This is a genomic window from Sutcliffiella horikoshii, from assembly GCF_021991925.1.
Classification (GTDB): Bacteria; Bacillota; Bacilli; order Bacillales; family Bacillaceae_I; genus Sutcliffiella_A; species Sutcliffiella_A horikoshii_F.
Map to the genome: position 1 here is coordinate 308563 of NZ_RXZI01000003.1, position 21082 is coordinate 329644.

Sequence of the window (21082 nt, forward strand, 5' to 3'; positions counted from 1 at the left end):
ATCTGTTTTTACCCTGTAAAAAAAGGTGGTACCGCGAAACTTAACTCCTTTCGTCCTTTTATTTGGATGAAGGGAGTTTTTTATTATGGTTTTGAAGTTCCATAGCTGGTGATTGGAGCGAAAGGCGCAGACTCCGGCGGGAGGTAGCGGTAGACTTGAGACCCCACAGGCGGAGCCGAGGAGGCTCAAGCACCGCCCCGCGGAAAGCGAAGCCTGGCGGGGAAATCAACAGCGGTGGTAAACAGAACCATTTTCTATAAGAGAATAGGAGGAATCAGGATGGAAATGAATGAAGTAAACCTTCCGACTAAATACGATCCACAAACAATCGAAAAAAACCGTTATCAATACTGGCTGGACGGCCGCTTTTTTGAAGCGACAAACGACCAGGACAAAACACCATATACAATCGTTATCCCACCACCAAACGTAACGGGACGCCTTCACTTAGGTCACGCATGGGACACTACCTTGCAAGACATCATCACGCGCATGAAGCGTATGCAAGGCTTTGACGTTCTTTGGTTGCCTGGAATGGACCATGCTGGAATCGCGACACAAGCGAAAGTAGACGAAAAGCTTCGTAACCAAGGAATCAACCGTTATGATCTTGGCCGTGAAAAATTCATGGAAGAAGCGTGGAAGTGGAAAGACGAATACGCAAAACATATTCGTGAACAATGGTCCAAGCTGGGTCTTGGTCTGGACTACAGCCGCGAGCGCTTCACATTGGATGAAGGGTTATCTAAAGCAGTAAACGAAGTATTCGTATCGCTTTATAAAAAAGGACTTATTTACCGTGGGGAATATATCATTAACTGGGACCCTGCAACGAAAACGGCTCTTTCTGATATCGAGGTAATTCACCAAGATGTTCAAGGTGCTTTCTATCATATGAGATATCCACTAACTGACGGTTCCGGCCACATTGAAATCGCAACAACGCGTCCGGAGACGATGCTTGGAGATACTGCAGTTGCGGTTCATCCAGAAGACGAGCGCTACAAGCACTTGATCGGGAAAATGGTAACATTGCCTATCACTGGCCGTGAGATTCCAATCGTTGCAGATGATTATGTAGATATGGAATTTGGTTCCGGTGCAGTGAAAATTACACCTGCACATGACCCGAACGACTTTGAAATTGGAAACCGTCATAACTTGGAGCGAATCTTGGTTATGCACGAAGATGGCAGTATGAACGAGAAAGCTGGCAAATACAATGGTATGGACCGTTTTGAATGCCGTAAGCAGCTTGTAAAAGACCTGCAAGAAAGTGGCGTTCTTTTCAAAATTGAAGAGCATATGCATTCTGTTGGTCATAGTGAGCGTAGTGGCGCAGTTGTTGAACCATACCTTTCTACACAATGGTTCGTTAAGATGCAGCCTCTAGCAGATAAAGCGATAGACCTTCAGTCCCAAGAAGACAAAGTTAATTTCGTACCAAACCGCTTTGAAAACACTTATATGCGCTGGATGGAAAATATCCGCGACTGGTGTATCTCCCGTCAGCTATGGTGGGGCCACCGTATTCCGGCTTGGTATCATAAAGAAACAGGAGAAATCCATGTTGACCATAACCCGCCGGAGGATATCGAAAATTGGGAACAGGATACAGACGTACTTGATACATGGTTCAGTTCTGCATTATGGCCGTTCTCTACAATGGGCTGGCCGGAAACAGAATCACTGGACTACCAACGTTACTATCCAACAAATACCTTAGTAACAGGGTATGATATCATTTTCTTCTGGGTTTCCCGTATGATTTTCCAAGGGTTAGAATTTACAGGCGAGCGTCCTTTTAAAGATGTTCTCATCCATGGGCTGGTTCGTGACGAGCAGGGCCGCAAGATGAGTAAATCCCTTGGTAACGGTGTGGATCCAATGGAAGTTATCGAAAAGTACGGGGCGGATTCCCTGCGTTACTTCCTATCAACAGGAAGCTCTCCTGGTCAAGATTTACGCTTCAGCTATGAAAAAGTGGAGTCCACTTGGAACTTTGCCAACAAGATCTGGAACGCATCCCGTTTTGCACTGATGAATATGGGCGATATGAAGTTCGAAGATATCGATTTGAGCGGAGAGAAATCCGTTGCAGACAAATGGATTTTGACTCGTCTAAACGAAACAATCGAGACTGTAACCAAGCTTGCTGAGAAGTATGAGTTCGGTGAAGTGGGCCGTGCGCTTTACAACTTCATCTGGGATGATTTCTGTGACTGGTATATCGAAATGGCGAAAATTCCATTGTACAGCGAAGATGAAGCGGCGAAAAAGACAACACGCTCTATTTTGGCTTACGTATTGGATAACACCATGCGCCTGTTGCATCCGTTCATGCCATTCATCACAGAGGAGATCTGGCAGCAGCTTCCTCACGAAGGCGAGTCCATCACCCTTGCAAAATGGCCGGAAGTTCGTGATGATCTGACAGACAAGGAAGCGGCAGCGGATATGCGTTTACTTGTAGACATCATCCGCAGCGTACGTAACGTTCGTGCAGAAGTGAACACGCCAATGAGCAAACAGGTTAAATTGCTTGTAAAAGCGAAAACATCCGAGATTGCCGGCAAGCTTGAAAGCAACCGTTCTTATCTAGATCGTTTCTGTAACCCTAGCGAGCTGTTGATCGGAACTGATGTTGCGTTGGATGGCGGCGAGAAGGCGATGACAGCAGTGGTAACTGGAGCAGAATTGATTCTTCCTCTGCAAGGACTGATCAATATTGATGAAGAAATCGCTCGTCTAAACAAGGAGCTTGCGAAGCTTGATAAAGAAGTGGAGCGTGTGCAGAAGAAGCTTTCTAATCAAGGCTTCATTGCGAAAGCACCTGCGAATGTCATTGAAGAAGAGAAAGCGAAAGAAAAAGATTATGTAGAAAAGCGTGATGCTGTTCAAACTCGTATTGATGAGTTGAAGGGGTAAGAGCTTTTCGGTGAAAAGATCCTGGGTAGCCTGTCCTTCTTGAGGGGAGGTTGCTTGGGATTTTTTTAGTTGGAGTGCGGTTTAGTTGGGTGGCTGGTGATGGAAGTAGGAGGAAGTGAAGGATGTCGATTTATGTCGAAAGGTAGAACTTCTTGAGAAAGTGGTAGAACTTCTTGAGAAAGTGGTAGAACTTCTTGAGAAAGTGGTAGAACTTCTTGATAAAGTGGTAGAACTTCAGGCGAAAGAGGTAGAACCTCATGCAAAAGTGGTAGAACTTCATGCGAAAGTGGTAGAACCTCCTGCGGAAGTGGTAGAACCTCGTGCAGAAGCGGTAGAACCTCGTGCGGAAGGGGTAGAACTTCATGCGGAAGTGGTAGAATGTAGCCAGTGAACGGTAGAACCTCATCCTGTAGTGGTAGAAGTGGCATACTAAACAGTAGAAATTGGCCTGGGAAATTGAGAAGCGAGCCGGGAAATTAAGAGTGCCCCAGAATCCCAACCGCCCCCCTCCGAATTTCATACTCCCAGAATCTCCAAACCTCCTAACCTAAAAACAAACAAACAAAAAACGCCCCTGCCCTCCCAAGTACACAAGCCCAAGAGAGTGCCGAAGCGTTATATTATCCAATATCCATCAACGAATCCTTCCAAATCTCCTTGGCGCTGCCAATCATCGACTGTGTGCCAACGATGAAGATCAGACTAGGTTCAAAGGTCCTCACCAACGCAACAGCTTCCGAAAGCAAACCAACCTCCATCGCCCCTGCATGATATCGACGGGCAACAGAAAGTGCATCTGCCGGAAACTTTTTGTGTGAGTGATCAGGTGTTGTTACAACCAATATATCAGAGAACTCACTGCAAACCTCTATGACCCCTTCATAATCTTTGTTTTCCGGTACCGCTATGATAGTGGCAACTTTCGTCGAGTCCACCAGTGGGAGTACTTCTTTTAGATAAGCAGCTGAAACACGATTGATGGATCCGTCGAGCACGACGGTAGGGTGTTCTTCCACCACTTCCAATCTTCCTGGCCATCTCAACTCTCGGAAACAATCGTTCAATAACTCAGCGGTGAGCTGTTCGCCAATTATCGTTTCACATGTCCGGATGGCCAGTGCGGCATTTTCCACCTGAAACGAGCCGAGCAACGGTAGAGAGACTTTATCATAGTTTCCCAATTCAGTATGTAGGGAAAATAAGCTCCCTTTTAAACTTGCATGCTTGATGGTAGGAGTATAATCTTCTCCAAAAAAAGAAGCATTCCCCTCCAACTTTTTCCCCAACATCTGCTTAACAGGTTCACTTTGGTTTCCAACCAGCACGTGTTCCGTACATTCCTTTACAATCCCGGCTTTATGTCCAACGATCTCCTCAAGCGAATTTCCCAGGTAACCCACATGTTCTTCCATCACTTTCGAAATGACAGCCCAATTGTTATCCAGAACATTTGTATCGTCATATGTACCGCCTCGGCCAATTTCAATGACATTGATATCTGTCCCTTCCTCCTTAAAATGAGCAAGGGCGATGGATAGCAGGATGCCTGTCGGACCAAGGTATTGTCGCGGGCTTGTAATGGAAGCTAATGTCTTTTCTATAACAGGAGCCTGATTGTTAAGGTGGGCCAAAAACGCTTCATCTGAAATGGCTTTCCCGTTCACCCGGATCCGTTCGTTATATTCTACAAGGTGTGGGGATGTGTAGAGGCCTACTTTGTATCCTTTTTGACGGAGTATGGCCGAGATCATTCTGGATGTGGAACCCTTTCCTTTACTCCCTGTCACGAGGATGATCTTTTCCTTTGGAAGGATAAGATCTAAACTGGTCAACAGCTCCTTCGTTAAGTGAGGAGAGCGGACGATTGCATCATCTATTTCCTTTTGGTGGGGCTTTGCTTTTAAGAAGGAAGCGTATACATAGGAAAGGGCTTCGCGCATATTATAAAACTTCATCGTTTGCCTCGCCTTCCTCAAGCTTCCTCAAAACAAATTCCAAATAAAGCTTTACGATATTGATATCGGTTGTCTGACACAGCATCCGGCAGCCGACGACATCCTCGATCTCATTGAAAAGGAGCTGTCCTTCGCCATCAAATAAGAAGTCCACCCCAACGAGGCCGAAATCGAATTGTGCTATGATCTTCTCTACCAACTGTTGCTCTACTTCATTCATCGTATAAACCCCAGCCTTGCCACCAAGGGAGAAATTCGCTTTGAAGCTATTCTCATTGGTACGAAGGACAGCTGCCACAACTTGTTTGCCGAGCACATACACACGTAGGTCCTTTCCTTGCGTGCCGGCTAGTGGTTGAATCACGAGCGGGAGGGAGGAAAATTCCTGCCGGATTGTTTCCAACTGCCCCTCATTTTCTATTAAGTACACCTCGACTCCACCTCTGCCTGCTGCCGACTTCACCACAAACGGGTAAGGGATGGGAAGATTTTCAGGCGAAAGTTCATCCGCCGTGATAAAATAAGTATCTAACATCGGGATTCCTTTACCTGCTAAATATTGATGCGTTTTTGCCTTGTCATTACAAATGGAAGCCACTTGGTAGGAATTGAAGCATGGAATGTTCATACGTTCCAAATGCTCACTGAACAAAGGGGCGACATTTCGCATGATGACAAAGTCAGGAGTGGCAGCAGTTAAACCATCAAGTCTTATTTCCAGCTTGTTTTCCCGCACACCAAAGGATATTTGCGATTGTAACAGGAACCTCAAGTCTATATTCAACACTTCTGCTTCTTCCATAAACCATTGGATAAAAGATTCGTTCTTTTTAGAGTGTTCTTTTTCGTATATAAGCCAGCCTAATCTTCTCATCATTTCGTCTCTTTCCATTTTTTTATAATATGGGGAACAATATAGGTTGCGACATTGATCCCGGTATAGTGGTGGACGGCTTTGAAATGGGCGTTGGAGTTGATTTCACAAACAAGCGGCGAGCCGTCTTCCCCAATCAACAGATCCACTCCGGCAAAGTCCGCACCCACAAGCTGCGTGCTTTTGATCGCTATTTTCTTTTCGTATGCGGTAGGTTCATACTTGATCATCTTGCCACCATTGCCGACATTGGCACGGAAATCTGTCTCTGATATTCGCATAACGGACGCAACAACTTGATCCCCCACGACATTCAAGCGGATATCCTTTCCTTTGCTTGATGCGATGTATTCCTGAAGGAGAAACGGGCGGTTCCCCATTTCCTTCACTTTCTCGAGAAGTTCACCCATCGTATGAACAAGGTATACTTGCATGCCGAATGAACCATAGGCTTCCTTCACCACCAGTGGAAAACCCAAGGCTTCACTTGCACGAAAAAATGGTTGATAGTCATCGTGAGCGTAAAAAACGAAGGGAGCCAATAGTGTTTTAGGCATTGGAATGTTCTTTCCGGCAAGCGCTTGGTATGTAAGTGATTTACTATCGCAAATCTCGATGCTAGTGGCGCTGTTGTAAACAGGTATGCCCATCATTTCAAGATGTTTGGCTAAAACGACATCCTTATCAAAAAAAATGATAAAATCCGGAAGCCTTTCACTCTCAGAACGGACTAGGTCCGGCTTTCCATCTACAATGGCAGGTATCAATTGGTTGTTTTTTACGAGGTGGCTTTTGATGGAATGCTCTATTGCCACATTATTGATCCAAGTAGCCATCTCGATAAATTTCTCCTCAGGAAGGTTTCCGTTATATATTATCCAGCAAAGGTATTTTGACATGGTAAAGCCCTCGTTTTCTATGATAAAGTTTGCTATAACAATAATAGAGTAACATCCATTATTTTACCTAAGGAATGGCCGGTTGAAAAGGAGTTGCAATATGTTTACATCATTTAAGGAACTTCAAAAGGAAATTAATTTTACGATGAAAAGCGAGATTAACCTGGGGTTGGAGCGAATGCGCCGCTTTTTGGAGAAGGTGGGCAATCCTCAGAATCAAATTAAAATAGTCCATATTGGAGGGACGAATGGCAAGGGATCCACGTTACGCTTTCTAGAGAGCATACTACAAGAGGCAGGCCATCATGTCGGAACGTTTCATTCCCCTTCCTATGAGTATATAAATGATCAGATTTCTGTGAATGGTGCGTACATAACAGATAGAGAATTAATGAAAATAATAAAAATCTTTAACGAGAAGGGTCTTGATGAGGCTGGATTAACCGAGTTTGAGCTACAGACTGCCATGGCATACTATTATTTTGCTTTCATGAAGAAAGTGGATTTTGCCTTGATCGAGGTAGGTCTCGGAGGTAGGGAGGATTCCACCAATGTGATCAAGCCGGTCCTCTCCATTATAACTAACGTAGGTTATGATCATATCGGCTTCTTGGGGACAACAATCAAAGAAATTGCCGCTCATAAAGCAGGTATCATCAAAAAAGGGATTCCTGTTATTTGTGGGGAGCAAAAGGCGGAGGCGAAAGAAGTCATCAAGGCAGAAGCAAAGACAATTGATAGTCCCATCAGTTTTATGGAAGAGGATTTTTCTTATTCACTAGTAGATAGGGAGCAGGAAGGAGAGACCTTTTCGTTCCATAGTAAGGAGAAGTTAATAAGTGATATAAGGATTTCAATGCAGGGAGAACATCAGGTAGCGAATGCGTCACTTGCAATAAAGGCATACCTCACATTGACGGAAAAGGGATTAGCCCGATATGAGGAAAATATACTAAAGCGGGGTCTGTTGAAAGCCACCCACCCTGGAAGATTTGAAGTGGTTAGCCGCAACCCACTCATCATCATGGATGGGGCACATAATGACGAGGCGATGGATGCATTGGTGCGTTCTATGGAAATGTGTTATTCAAATAGGAAAGTAATCGTTCTTTTCAGTGCGCTAATAGATAAACCGATTGAATCCATGGTAAAAAAGTTGGAAAAGTTGGCATCTGAAATTATTTTTACTTCTTTTCATTTCCCTCGAGCTGCCCGTGCAGAAAATATTTATCATATAAGCCATCATCCCAATAAACAGGTAGAGGAAGAATGGGAAATCGCTCTTAATGCTGCTGTATCACGGCTTGATGAGGAGTCCGTGTTGCTTGTAACAGGTTCCCTTTATTTTATTTCTGAAACTAGGTCTTATCTCACACGAAGGAAAGATAAGGTGTAAGGGAAATTTCTCCTAGTTTTTTTGTGACAAATGTTAGAAAATTTGATAATATTTAATTATTGCAAAAGTGCGTCGAAAAATGGATAGAGAAGGGAGGGGTCAGTTTGGTAGCTCAGGCAGTGAATCGCCAAAGGGAAATGGTGATTTGGACATGCTTTATTGTGTTCGTCCCCATCTTTTTATGGCTAGGATATCAGCTTTCACCTGTAGTTTTAAAAGATTTGCCAATTTGGCACCTTGTCGGGTTTATAGCTTTAGCTATTATACTTGCCCTGATTCCGATAGTGGTAGGAGAGGTACCGCTATTTCTGGCACAAGGAGTTTCGCTGGCAGCCCTCCTGTCCTTTGGACTATTTATTGAGATGATTGTGACACTCATCTCGGTTCTTGCCTTAATGGTGTATATGCGCATGAATCGGCAGAACTTGGTGCGGATCCCCATTAATATGCTGATGTTTTCTAGCATATCCTTGGTAGCTGGTTTTGTTTTTTATGCTTTAGGTGGTACGCCTGGAGATACAAGATTATGGAATATCGGCGTCCTTACCCCGATACTTGCCCATGAATTAGTCTATTTCACCCTTAATACAGTATATTTATATTTTATTCAGGTATCTATTTATGAGCGAAAAAGTAAATTCATCACTCCGGATACGAAGTGGGATGCCGTTACAAGCATCATGGTCCTACCGGTGGGATTAATCCTCTACACCCTCTATGAGCAAGTGGGAGTAGTTGCCTTATTATATGTCGGTTTGCCCTTCGTCATCTTAACCTTGATTCTTCAACTCTATCATTCGAGCCAAAAAGTCAATGTTCACCTCCAACAAGCAGCAGATGTCGGTCATCAGTTAACCGAAAGGCTTGATACAATAGGGGTATTGGATGTGTTCTTAGAGAAAATTTCCACTCTCTTCAAGGTGGATTATGCAGCAATCATTGACGTGAACGGGGATAAGATCATGAAAGTGCTCCGTGTGATGGACAAGGAAAACAGTGTGGAGCCCAATACCATCCTCCTAACAGATGAAGAAGAACTATTGGCCTATGTACTGAAACGTGGAAAAAGCGTCTGTTATTTGACGAAAAAAGAATGGAAACATATTTCCAAAACACATCTTCCCGCTTCGATGCAAAGTGTGATGTGCGTCCCAGTCATCCGTAATCATAAAATTGAGGGGCTCGTATTGCTTGCAAGCTCATCCAAGCGCACATACGATAAATCCCAATTGATGATTGTCGATATACTCTGCTCTTATTTTGGGGTGGCAATGGAAAAAGCACGCCACTATCAAGAAACAAAAAGAAAAAGCGAACGCTGTGCCCTTACAAAGCTATATAATTATCGCTTTTTTGAAAGTGTACTTGATGATGAGTATGAAAAGCTTAACAATGGACAATCCAAGTCTCTCTCCCTCATTATGCTGGATCTTGATCACTTCAAAAAAATCAATGATGTATACGGCCACCAAAGTGGAAATGAGATTCTTATGCAGGTTGCCGATAGATTGACAGCAATTGTGGGTAAAAAAGGGACGGTTGCAAGATATGGTGGGGAAGAGTTCGTCATCCTTCTTCCTAATGTGGAGCGGGGGCAATGTTTCGAACTGGCTGAGCGCATACGGGTGAATCTTGCCACCAGATCCTTCCCGCTCAAGCAACACATTCGCGATGCGCAAGGTTCCCAGCTTGTAAAAGTTACAGCAAGCATCGGATTTGCGACCGCTCCGGATGATGCAGAAGACACGCTTGACCTCATACGCCATGCGGACCGAGCGATGTATGTCGGGGCGAAGCAGGCTGGAAGGAATAAGGTTGCGGAATATCGAAAGACATCATAACAGAAGGAAAAACTCTCGTCATCGATGACGAGAGTTTTTTTTGAGGGGTGAAAAAATTAGAGGAATAAACAATTTTTTCAATAAAATGTTTTATCTTGTAATCTACTATTTCAAATTACCTGGCTTTATTATACAATAACAATAGTTTACTTCGTTCTACAATTTCCGTAAAAATACATAGAAAGCGGTGAGGATATGGGGGATTATCTATTTGCCGGACTGGCACTTATCTTACTGACGGCACTCTTCTTTTTGTTTCCGATGAAATTTTCTAAAATAGGAAAATGGGTCATTCCAGTAATCGCTTTTCTGGTCAGTGTATTAGGAATATACATATTTGAACTTCTCACACTATGGCATAGCATACTATCAATGATTCTACTTCTACTGCTAACCGCCATCCTACTTCAACGATTACCATTATTCATCACTTCAGCAGAAACTATTCAATCAAAGAAGACAATGGAACAAGATAATAGAATTAATCAATCAGCCCATTCTGCCACAGCTTCAAAAAGCACGTCATCTTTTGAAGAACTGTCAGATGAGCTGATAGAAAAAAGATAAGCTTTTTATTTGGAGGGAACAGGATGCAAAGTCTGAAGCTGCTAGTTGCTTTGCTCGTATGTACAGTATTTATTTTCGGTTTTTCCCAGGTAGGGACTCTGGTAATCAATCAATGGCTACCACACACCAATTCATTTGCCGAGGCGACACTTATTGCCAATGAAGAAGTGAGCAATACATCCAAGCCAGATGCAATGGAAAAAATGGAGGCAGCGAAAAGCAATTGGTTGACCAATGGGACAATTTATTTGGAATGGGCAGGGGAATTACAGCCCTTCCCTAAAGAAGCCTTTACCTATTTCATATCCGAATCGGTGGAATATGCCGTTGATGGTTCCCAGAACAACTTGAAGGTGGAACTCCCGAATGGAACACTGCTGGAGCAGATTGAAACACTCTCCCAGACAAGTGATATTTTCTCTGCCATGGATACGGAACAACTGAAAAAGGATCTGGAAAAAGTGGCGTCCCAACTGAAAGAAGGGGATCATACTTTTTCTTTCTCTAACTACCTTGTTGACGGGGAAGTCATGAATCAAACTGCCCTTCAAGTACAATTGAATCTATTCGGGCAGACAGCAGGAACCGAGCTAAATACAGCATTGGACGGAAAAGAGATTAAGCTTAGAGCCAACGAAAAGTTCTCTGTGCAGACGTGGTTGACCAATGAAGAAGTAGAATTATCAGATGAAGCGGCAAGCATGTTTGCATCCATGCTATTCGAGCTAATTGCACCAACAAACTTTGCGGTCGTAGAACGCCATATTTCCAAGGAACTGCCTGTCTGGGCTTCAAACGGATATGAAGCTCGGATCCAAAAAGATAAGATGAATTTTGCTTTTACCAACACAAATAACAGTGACTTTACCATCACGCTATCGGCGGATACGAACGCCCTATCTGGAGAGCTGAATGGTGGCCCACTGCCTTATGTGTATGAGGTAAAGCAGGCAGAGATGCAGACACTCTCGCCTAAAACGGTCGTGCAGTACTCTGCGACGATCCCTTCTACAGGGAAGCAGGTAAAGGAAACCGGAAAAAACGGCTCCTACATTCAAATGGTCCGTACCGCAACAGATGATTCAGGAAAAGTGGTGGAAACGCTCGTATACAGCGAAGATTTTTATGCGCCAATCCAGCGCGTTGAATTACACGCCCTGACCAAGCCTCCCGTTGTAGCGGATAATACCAACCCTAATATGCCTGGGTCCAACACGGGCACGAATACAGGAATTAATACAGGTACCAACACAGGGACAAACACAGGGACAAACACAGGTACGAATACAAATATCAATACAGGAACCAACACAAACACCAATACCGGTTCCAATACAAATACCAACACAAACACCAATACAGGCACGAACACGAATCCTAGCACAAATCCTACCAACACAACGGGTGGGGAAAACAATAACACAGGTGGTTCCAACAACACCACGAACCCTGGCACCGGAAGCGGCAATAATGATGACGATGAGAACGAAAGTCCAGGGACTGGTTCAGGTGCTGTAGGAAAATAAGTGAAGTAAAAGGATGATCTCCATATGGTTCAAACTAGAAAGAGACTTGGTGACCTGCTTGTCGATGCCGGGATCATCACAGAAAGCCAGCTACAAAGCGCTTTAAAAGAGAAGGCACGTGATCAGAAAATAGGGGATATATTGCTTCAAAAGGGCTATATTACAGAGCAACAGCTCATTGAAGTGCTGGAATTTCAACTTGGCATCCCCCATGTGAGCCTGTACAGGTATCCGCTTGATGAGAGTCTGGTCCATCTGATTACCAAAGATTTTGCAAAAAGAAATCTCATCATTCCACTGAAAAAGGAACAGAATAAGCTGTTTGTCGCAATGGCTGATCCGATGGATTTTTTTGCGATGGACGACTTGAGGCTGTCTACCGGGTTTGAAGTGGAGCCCGTTATCGCAACAAAGGATGATATTCTACGTTCCATCAATAAATACTATGAAACGTCCGATTCCATGGATGAACTGTTGGAAGGCTTTGAACCCAATATAGAAGTAAAGGTCCAGGAAGAAAGCATCACAGAGGATGATTCCCCGATTGTACGGATTGTGAACCAGCTTCTACAAAATGCCGTGCAACAGCGGGCAAGTGATATCCATATCGATCCGCATGAAACGAAGGTGGTCGTGCGATATCGTATCGACGGAGTTTTGCGGACAGAGAGAACCCTGCCAAAGCATACACAGAACGTATTGATAGCAAGGATCAAGATTTTAGGCAAAATGGATATCACAGAACACCGTGTCCCACAGGATGGCCGGATCAAGACCAATATCGACTTCCATCCAGTTGATGTCCGTGTTTCCACCCTGCCGACGGTTTTCGGGGAAAAAATCGTTATGCGTATCCTCGATATGAGCAGTGCCTTGAACGATATTGCCCAACTTGGATTTAACCGGAAAAATAACGAACGATTTTTGGATCTGATTCATCGCCCTACAGGAATCATCTTGATTACCGGTCCGACCGGTTCTGGTAAATCCTCGACCCTTTATGCCGCACTTAATCACTTGAACAGTGAAGAAGTCAATATCATCACCGTGGAGGATCCAGTGGAGTACCAACTTGAGGGCATCAATCAGATACAGGTGAATACCAATATCGGCATGACTTTTGCCAAGGGACTGCGGGCCATTCTTCGCCAAGATCCAAATGTGATCATGGTTGGGGAGATCCGCGACCGGGAAACAGCGGAAGTGGCTGTTCGAGCATCTTTGACTGGTCACCTTGTCCTAAGTACATTACATACCAATGATTCTATCAGTACGATAACAAGATTAATTGATATGAAGGTGGAGCCATTCCTTGTCGCTTCTTCCATCAATGGTGTGCTCGCTCAACGATTGGTCAGAAGAGTGTGCCGTGATTGCGCAAAAATGGAAGAACCAACACAAAGAGAGGTCGAGATTTTTGCAAAACGCGGATTGACCGTGGAAAAGGTGCCAAGAGGGAAGGGCTGTGGCACATGTAACATGACAGGCTACAAGGGCCGCCTTGCCATCCACGAACTTTTGGTCATTAACGATAAAATGAAAAAAATGATCATGAATAATGAGTCCGTTTCTACCATTCGGGAACTGGCATACGAGCAGGATACTGTTTTCCTTATCGATGACGGCTTGGAAAAAGTAAAACAAGGGTTGACGACGACCGAGGAAATCTTACGTGTCGCCTTGTCAGAGTAGGTGAAGAGCAGTGATTGAAAAAATGAACAATTGGCTTCATGCCGCATACGAATACAAGGCTTCCGATATCCATCTTTCTGTTGGGGTGGCACCTGTATTTCGGATCAATGGCGATCTGACGCGATACGGACAGGAAACTCTGACACCAGAAAACACCGAAATTCTTGCCAAACAGATGATTCCCGAATTCATGTGGGATCGTTTTGAGGAAAAAGGGGAATTGGACTTTTCCTATAGTGTTCCTGGAATTTCACGCTTCCGGGTTAATGCCTACAGACAGCGAAACTCTGTAGCGATAGCGATACGAATCATCCCAACAAGGATCCCATCACTGGAGGAGCTACATCTGCCTTCGATTTTACAAACACTCATGGACAAACCACAGGGACTAATCCTGGTCACAGGTCCGACCGGAAGCGGGAAATCCACGACACTTGCATCCATGATTGATTTTATCAACAGATCTCAGAAGAAACATATCATCACGCTTGAGGATCCTATTGAGTATTTGCACCGCCATAATCAGTGCATGATTGATCAGCGTGAGGTCGGCTTTGACACGAAGACCTTTGCAACAGGCCTCCGTGCTTCCTTGAGGCAAGATCCGGACATCATTTTGGTTGGAGAACTACGCGATTTAGAGACGATCCAGACGGCCATTACGGCAGCGGAAACGGGGCATCTTGTTCTAGGAACGCTACACACCACAAGTGCACCATCGACGATCGATCGAATCATCGATGTATTCCCAGGCCCACAACAGGCGCAGATCCGTATTCAATTGGCATCCGTTCTCGTATCCATCGTGTCACAGCGACTATTCCCTACCATTGATAGGCAGGGAAGGAAGGTGGCAACAGAGATCCTTGTCAACACACCGGCTGTTGCGAACCTAATTCGTAACGAAAAGATCCATCAAATACAAAACGTGATGCAAACAGGCAAGGCGCTTGGCATGCATACGTTGGAAATGAGCATCAAACAACTCATTCAACAAGGTCATATCAGCAGGATAACTGCCGAGAGCTTCTTACAGGAGACGATCCAACATGCCTAGATTCACCTATACCGGCAGGAATACAGCCGGCAAACAGACAGGAAACATCACAAGCAGCTCGCGTCGGGAAGCAATTGTGATGCTAAAGGAAAAAGGAATCCGCGTAATGAACCTCGAGGAAGTACCGGAATCCATTTTCACCAAGGAAATTACGATAGGAAATCCGGTTAAATTGAGGGATTTCGTTATCTTCCTACGTCAATTTTCCACTTTGATACGTGCAGGGATATCAGTTGTAGAAGCAACCAATGTATTGGCCCAGCAGACATCAAGTAAGGCCCTTAAACGCGTACTATTTGATGTAGAGGAAGAAATGAAACAGGGAAACCCGCTCTCAGAAGCAGCAGCCAAGCATCCGAAAGTCTTCTCCACCATGTTCATCAATATGATCAAGGCAGGCGAGGCAAGCGGAGCACTGGATGATACCCTGGACCGTCTTGCCACTCAATTTGAAAAGCAAAACGAGACAAGGCAGAAGATTGTTTCGGCCCTGACCTATCCGTTGGTGCTTGGAGTCATAGCGATCGGGGTAGTCATCTTTTTGCTTGTTGGAGTTGTCCCCACTTTCGTTTCCATGTTCAGCGACTTTGGAGCAGACCTTCCGTTGATTACAAGATTCGTACTTGGGGCAAGTGAATGGATGCAAAGCTTCTGGTGGTTATTGCTTTTGCTGCTTGGAGGAATCGTAGTAGGGATCACCGCTATGAACAAGCAGAAGCAGACAAAGTATTATATCGACTATGCTCTATTGCGTCTGCCAATCTTCGGGCCACTATTGCAGAAGGCTGTCATTGCGAGGCTAACCAGGACACTGAGTTCCTTGTTTTCAAGTTCTGTTCCCATTTTGCAGGCCATCTCCATTGTAGAGAAGATTGTCGAAAACGAAGTGATAGCGAGAGTGTTAGCTCGCAGTAAAATAGAACTAGAAAAAGGAGAATCCCTTACTGGACCGATGAAAGAGCATTGGGCCTTCCCACCGCTTGTCACTCAGATGATCAGTATAGGGGAAAGCACAGGTTCACTGGATTCCATGCTTGATAAAATAGCCGAATTCTATGAAAAAGAAGTCGACTATGCGACCGATCGATTGAAAAGTTTAATTGAGCCAATGATGATTGTTATGCTCGCTGTCATAGTCGGGACTATAGTCACATCCATCCTAGTTCCAATGTTTGATATTTTTAACCATATTCAAATGTAGAAACGTGTAAAATCTTATTGAAATTTGAAAGATAGTATAATAGAATTATATGTAGATAGATTACTACATATTTCCATTATGGGAGGAAAATTACGATGTTGCAAAAATGTAGAAAAATGCTTCGTAACGAAAAAGGGTTAACATTGATCGAATTACTTGCTGTTGTGGTTATTTTAGGGATTATTGCTGCGATTGCTATACCGAGTATTGGGAATATTATTGAGAAGAGTCGGAACGATGCACACTCTGCGACAGCTTTACAAGTGATGAGTGGGGCAAGGTTAGCGATAGCTAATGGTAATTTGGTGGCACCTAAGACTGCTGCTGTTACAGAACATGAACTAACCACATTCTCAGATTACGTTGATAAAATTGATAAGAAATATACTTTAGTTAAAGTGAAAACAACAAATGGAAAGGTTTCTGGTGCAAGTTTCCGATATGATGGAAAAACAGACATGTCATTTGATATAGAAGGAGTAATGACAGCCACACCAGTATCACCTTAAGGAAAATATTTGATATGCTAGAGTTACTTTCCTGCTTTGTTTTCGCCCTCCTCCTAGGCTCCTTCTACAACGTAGTAGGCCTTCGGATTCCAAAGGGTGAGTCAATAGTCACACCAAGATCACATTGTACGAATTGCAAAACCACATTGACGGGGCTAGATTTAGTACCCGTCCTTTCATATGTATTTCTAAAAGGGAGATGTCGGCACTGTCAAAAGTCCGTGTCTCCTATTTATCCATTATTCGAGCTTTTGACGGCTGTGCTTTTTGTCCTAGCTCCACTATTGATGGGATGGACTTATGAACTGATTGTCGCATGGACATTTATTTCCATGCTCATTATCATTGTTATATCGGACCTTCATTATATGCTCATTCCGAACAAGATCCTCTTATTTTTCTTAGGGCTTTTCATCATCGAACGGTTTTTCATTCCTTTTCAAACCATACCGGACCATTTAATAGGATTGGCGGTTGGATTTTTCATTCCCTTTTTGGTTGCCATTCTTTCAAAAGGCGGGATGGGTGGGGGAGATGTGAAGCTTTTTGCCGTACTGGGGTTTGTCCTGGGGTGGGAGCTTGTCATACTTACTTTCTTCCTAGCCTCATTAATAGGAATGATTGCAGCCCTTATCGGAATGCTACTTGGAAAAGTAAAAAGAGGTGTTCCGTTTCCATTCGGTCCATCCATCGCACTTGCTTCATTGATCACTTATTTTAAAGGGGAAGAAATACTATTTTGGTATTTTTCCTTACTCTTCTAGTACAACAACTCACATAAGGAGCTTTCTGGATGGAATTTTCGTTTCTGCAACCAAAGCAAAACAATTTCATAAATTTGATTATTCGTGACCATGTCATTCGGATGGTAGAGTTGAAAAGTTTGGATCCATTGACAATCAAGCGCACAAATGAGCGATATTTGCCGCCAAATATCATTCGGGATGGAAAGATTGTCGATGAAAACATTTTTCGTCTCATTTTAGAAGAATGTGTAGAAGACTGGGGTCTAAAACGGAAGCATGTTCGTTTTGTCGTGCCAGATCAATACGTCGTCACCCGGAAACTGACGATTCCTTCTAATATCATGGATGACGAAATCATTGGTCATTTGTACCTGGAGTTGGGTTCGACCATCCATCTGCCATTTGAGGATCCCGTTTTTGATGTACATGTTCTTCATCGTTCGGAAAAGACGGAGTTGGTTCTTTTTGCTTCGCCGGAAGAAGTGGTAACCCAAATGTCTTCGTTACTTGAAGACAACAAATTGAAACCGTCGGCAGCTGATGTCTCCTCCCTTTGCTTATATCGCCTTTATTATGAATTTGGTCAGCGCAATGAACAAGATCATCTGTTAGTCATCCACTTCGATGTGAGTTGTATTACTCTGAGCATCTTCATGAACCATGTTCCTGTTTTTATGCGTACCGTTGCATTCCCGCAAGATATGAAGATTTGGGAAGTGTCTGTCACCAATACCCAGCTAGAATGGGCGGGGGACATCGTTCAGTTCAATGTGTTCCTGGAGGATTTCATCATTGAAGTGGAGCGTATCATGAACTTTTTCCGTTACTCCTTGAATCAGGGGAATGAAGAGATTGGTAGGGTTCTACTTTATGGAGACCATCCGAATCTGCCTTTGATTCTTGCAAAGCTCAAAGAGAATGTTTCAGTGAAAGTAGATACGTATGAACAGGAAGTTTACACACAAGACCAAGAGGTGGTTGACCCGAAATACTACTACTCCCTAGGGTTGGCATTAAAAGAGGTGCAATGATGTTAGTAGATATCGATTTATTACCGAAAAAGAAATCCAGAAATATTACCACACCTCTTGTGTATGGTATTTGTGCATTTTTTCTATTGTTCTCAGCTATCATTCTTTTTACCTTTTATAACATGGTCAATAACGATGTACAGACAGCACAACAGGAACTTGAAATGGTGCAGCAATTAAGAGTTGCCAAGGAAGATCCGATGAACGGTCAGCAAAACTCCTCCTCAGCCAAACGACTCGAAGATACGGTTGTATGGGCGGAGGAGTACCCGCTTGAGATGGTTCCTGTGATGCAGGACCTAATCAGGCTGTTGCCAGAACGAGGATTCATTCAGAGCTTTACCTATGATGAAACAGGATTATTAAACCTATCCGTTCAATTTGATGAATCAAGGGATGCTGCTTATTTCCTCTATCATTTGAACGAATCAACTCTTTACCATTCCATCGATCTCTCTTCCATTTCAACAGTGGATATCGGTACGGAAGAAACAGTCGGTGTACTCCCAAGGTATATAGGACAATACACCTTGGCATTTGACCGCGATGCATTCCAAACCGTTGAAGAGGAAGAAGAGGAAGCAGAAGGGGAAGAAGAGATGGGGAGCGAAACTGATACGGAAGTGGAGGAGGACGAAGAGTTATGATGATAGAACTGGAAAAGAAACATTACATCCTGCTAAGCTCTTGTGTTCTCCTGATCGTATTGGGTATCGCCGGTTTCTACTATTTGACTTATGCGCCAATGGAAGCAAGGGCACAACAGTTGCATGACGAGAAAAAAATAGAAGAGCAGCTTATCCAAGTGTTGGAGCAACAGGAGGAAACGGCTAACGCAACCGGCAATACAACGGTTGAGCTTCAACGTAAGATTCCCGTCACCCCTTATTTAGAGCAACTCATTTTGGAATTGGAAAAGGCAGAAGTCCTATCAAATAGTAGAATCGTAAGTATGACTTTCGGGGAGGGTGAGTTCATTCCTGCCGGTACAACCTTGGAAGAATATGAAACGATACATGAAAATGAAGAGGAAACAGTCCAGGATGAAGCGTATTTACCAGAGGGCCTGAAGAAAGTGACGGTCAATCTATCCGTTGAATCGGACGTATATGAAGATTTGACCACCTTTCTTTCTTCCCTGGAAAGTTTGACACGGATAACGCAGGTGGAATCCGTAAGCTTCACCGGTCTACCGGAAGTGACGTCGACCGAACAGGAGTTGGAATCTCTTACTTATTCCGTAACCCTTTCAGCATTTTACCATCCTGAACTTGATGATCTTGTAGAAGACCTACCACCTTTATCAGTTCCGGAACCAAGTAACCGTACCAATCCATTTATCGACACCAACTAATTATTTCCGTGGAAATAGTCGAATTCATCTTCGCGTTGGATATTGTGTCGGAAAAGAATTAGGACAAGACGACAAAAGTCTTGTTCTTTTTTTTATGGCCTATGATAGGATAAAACAAATCTAACCAAGACAAAATTTGTCAAACGTAAACGGAGGTGGGGAAAGTGGACAATCACCAGGTGAAAATAAAGATTAATGGAAAAGAAAAGCCGTACGGAAATGGAAAGAAGAAAAAGAATTACAAAGAGAAAGTGCCGCCTCAGCAAAAAGAGGTCTCGATTAAGGATATCCCGGAAGAGGAACTGCCGATCATCATTGTGGACGAGTCAGCTGCAGCTGCTGAAAAGAAAGAGGAAGAATTTGAGTGGGTCCTACCGAAAGAACCCCAAAAAGACCCAAAGAAGTCAAAGGATCCAAAGGATTCACAAGATAAGACCTCTTATATTGAAGATCTCCGTCAGATGAATAAAGACAAAGGAACAAAGGTGCGCCCGACCCCTTTTGGTAAAAAGAAAAAGCTTGCTCCTCCATCCTTCTCAAAGCAGCTTCTATTATCCATTGGTATGGCTATCGGTATTGGAACATGTTTAGGTTTTCTGATTCTTGCAGTCATGAATATGTCCGGAACACCAGTCAATCCGGAAGTGCCAGCAGCTGCACCGGTGACGAATCAAACGAATGATGCCCCTGAGACCCCCGCAGTAAGTGGGGAAGGAAATGCCATCATTCCTGCTCAAACTATTTCTGTCCTTCAAGCAGGTGCTTTTACCACGGCGGAGGGTGCAAATGCAGAAATGGAGCGTCTAAAGTCAGCCGGTTTTCCAGCAACCGCTATAGGTTCTGAACCCACATATGTCTTCATGGCAGTCGGACAAAATGTGGAAGGGATGAAGCAAATTGCAGGCGCTGCCCAAAGTAAAGGATTTGAGCCTTATGCAAAAGATATAAGTCTTTCGGAAAAAACGATGAATTCCCTTACGGACCAGGATGCCCTCTTGCTTCAAGAAGGACAGGTATTATACAAACAGCTTACCGTTGCGACCGCACTTCTACTTCAGGGCAGTTCTTTGGATGCTGCAACATCTGAAACCCTTGAAGCCTCCTTCGATAAAGTAGCCGCCATTAAGGATTCGGAATTGACAGAGAGCATTAAAGAATGGAAGGCAACCCTTTCCGGGGCCTATGAAAGCTTGCAATCCCATCAATCATCCAATAACACCGAAGCACTCTGGGATGCCCAACAAAAACTACTAGATGCAACTAAATTCTTATATTAATGTAGCGAAAAGAAACGTCAAACTTATTAACGAAACCATATACACTGAAGCCTAAAATCCAATTTTTGGCTTCAGTGTGTAGACAAAGTATAATCTTAAAGAAGTATGCAATACCCATGTTGATCGTAGTGGAAGGCGCGCAGACTCCCGCGGGAGGAAGGGACAGGTAAGACCCCGCAACGGAGTGAGGAGGCTTACGGACCGCCCGCAGGAAAGCGAAGCGCCTGGA

General features: G+C 43.9%; 18 protein-coding genes and 1 other annotated feature (1 of these 19 cut by a window edge). Of the genes, 15 read left to right on the forward strand and 3 right to left on the reverse strand.

Annotated elements, in window-relative coordinates; genetic code table 11:
• Positions 1 to 61 (forward strand) — a binding site (T-box leader); it begins 186 nt to the left of the window's first position.
• Positions 62 to 279: 218 nt separating this feature from the next.
• Positions 280 to 2928: a valine--tRNA ligase gene (locus tag EKQ44_RS11070; protein ID WP_237663633.1), complete on the forward strand. Its 2649-nt coding sequence runs from the start codon at positions 280 to 282 to the stop codon at positions 2926 to 2928.
• A 115-nt stretch (positions 2929 to 3043) separates the two neighbouring features.
• Positions 3044 to 3319 carry a hypothetical protein gene (locus EKQ44_RS11075; protein WP_237663634.1) on the forward strand — a complete coding sequence of 92 codons (276 nt, stop codon included), beginning with the start codon at positions 3044 to 3046 and terminating at the stop codon, positions 3317 to 3319.
• A 229-nt stretch (positions 3320 to 3548) separates the two neighbouring features.
• Here the strand turns inward: EKQ44_RS11075 and EKQ44_RS11080 are convergent, their stop codons facing one another.
• From EKQ44_RS11080 to EKQ44_RS11090, 3 genes are read right to left on the reverse strand one after another with little or no spacing between them, the layout of a single operon-like run.
• Complete coding sequence (locus EKQ44_RS11080; RefSeq protein ID WP_237663635.1) at positions 3549 to 4883, reverse strand: bifunctional folylpolyglutamate synthase/dihydrofolate synthase; 1335 nt, start codon at positions 4881 to 4883, stop codon at positions 3549 to 3551.
• Entirely contained in the window at positions 4870 to 5760 is an 891-nt protein-coding gene (locus EKQ44_RS11085) for an ATP-grasp domain-containing protein (RefSeq protein WP_237663636.1), read from the reverse strand. The genes EKQ44_RS11080 and EKQ44_RS11085 overlap by 14 nt, the downstream gene beginning before the upstream one ends.
• Complete coding sequence (locus tag EKQ44_RS11090) at positions 5757 to 6656, reverse strand: ATP-grasp domain-containing protein (protein WP_237663637.1); 900 nt, start codon at positions 6654 to 6656, stop codon at positions 5757 to 5759. The genes EKQ44_RS11085 and EKQ44_RS11090 overlap by 4 nt, the downstream gene beginning before the upstream one ends.
• Positions 6657 to 6756: 100 nt before the next feature.
• Between EKQ44_RS11090 and EKQ44_RS11095 the strand changes: the two genes are divergently transcribed.
• From EKQ44_RS11095 to EKQ44_RS11155, 13 genes are all read left to right on the forward strand, one after another.
• The gene (locus tag EKQ44_RS11095; RefSeq protein ID WP_237663638.1) at positions 6757 to 8052 is read left to right on the forward strand and encodes a bifunctional folylpolyglutamate synthase/dihydrofolate synthase; all 1296 of its coding nucleotides are present in this window, start codon (positions 6757 to 6759) and stop codon (positions 8050 to 8052) included.
• 104 nt (positions 8053 to 8156) lie between these two features.
• Positions 8157 to 9893: a sensor domain-containing diguanylate cyclase gene (locus EKQ44_RS11100; protein WP_237663639.1), complete on the forward strand. Its 1737-nt coding sequence runs from the start codon at positions 8157 to 8159 to the stop codon at positions 9891 to 9893.
• 195 nt (positions 9894 to 10088) lie between these two features.
• A complete protein-coding gene (locus tag EKQ44_RS11105; RefSeq protein WP_237663640.1) occupies positions 10089 to 10460 on the forward strand; it encodes a hypothetical protein in 372 nt (123 codons plus the stop codon).
• 23 nt (positions 10461 to 10483) lie between these two features.
• Positions 10484 to 11986: a VanW family protein gene (locus tag EKQ44_RS11110; RefSeq protein ID WP_237663641.1), complete on the forward strand. Its 1503-nt coding sequence runs from the start codon at positions 10484 to 10486 to the stop codon at positions 11984 to 11986.
• A 24-nt stretch (positions 11987 to 12010) separates the two neighbouring features.
• Complete coding sequence (locus EKQ44_RS11115) at positions 12011 to 13678, forward strand: GspE/PulE family protein (RefSeq protein WP_237663642.1); 1668 nt, start codon at positions 12011 to 12013, stop codon at positions 13676 to 13678.
• A 10-nt stretch (positions 13679 to 13688) separates the two neighbouring features.
• Entirely contained in the window at positions 13689 to 14735 is a 1047-nt protein-coding gene (locus tag EKQ44_RS11120; protein WP_237663643.1) for a type IV pilus twitching motility protein PilT, read from the forward strand.
• A complete protein-coding gene (locus EKQ44_RS11125) occupies positions 14728 to 15936 on the forward strand; it encodes a type II secretion system F family protein (protein ID WP_237663644.1) in 1209 nt (402 codons plus the stop codon). The genes EKQ44_RS11120 and EKQ44_RS11125 overlap by 8 nt, the downstream gene beginning before the upstream one ends.
• A 95-nt stretch (positions 15937 to 16031) precedes the next feature.
• Positions 16032 to 16445 carry a type II secretion system protein gene (locus EKQ44_RS11130; RefSeq protein ID WP_237663645.1) on the forward strand — a complete coding sequence of 138 codons (414 nt, stop codon included), beginning with the start codon at positions 16032 to 16034 and terminating at the stop codon, positions 16443 to 16445.
• A 14-nt stretch (positions 16446 to 16459) separates the two neighbouring features.
• Positions 16460 to 17209, forward strand: coding sequence for a prepilin peptidase (locus EKQ44_RS11135; RefSeq protein ID WP_237663646.1), 750 nt, complete (start codon positions 16460 to 16462; stop codon positions 17207 to 17209).
• Positions 17210 to 17238: 29 nt separating this feature from the next.
• Positions 17239 to 18222 carry a type IV pilus biogenesis protein PilM gene (pilM, locus tag EKQ44_RS11140; RefSeq protein ID WP_237663647.1) on the forward strand — a complete coding sequence of 328 codons (984 nt, stop codon included), beginning with the start codon at positions 17239 to 17241 and terminating at the stop codon, positions 18220 to 18222.
• Entirely contained in the window at positions 18219 to 18869 is a 651-nt protein-coding gene (locus EKQ44_RS11145; protein WP_237663648.1) for a hypothetical protein, read from the forward strand. The genes pilM and EKQ44_RS11145 overlap by 4 nt, the downstream gene beginning before the upstream one ends.
• A complete protein-coding gene (locus EKQ44_RS11150) occupies positions 18866 to 19576 on the forward strand; it encodes a pilus assembly protein PilO (protein ID WP_237663649.1) in 711 nt (236 codons plus the stop codon). Before EKQ44_RS11145 ends, EKQ44_RS11150 begins: the two co-directional genes overlap by 4 nt.
• Before the next feature lie 164 nt (positions 19577 to 19740).
• Positions 19741 to 20853: a hypothetical protein gene (locus EKQ44_RS11155; protein ID WP_237663650.1), complete on the forward strand. Its 1113-nt coding sequence runs from the start codon at positions 19741 to 19743 to the stop codon at positions 20851 to 20853.
• Positions 20854 to 21082: the final 229 nt, after the last annotated feature.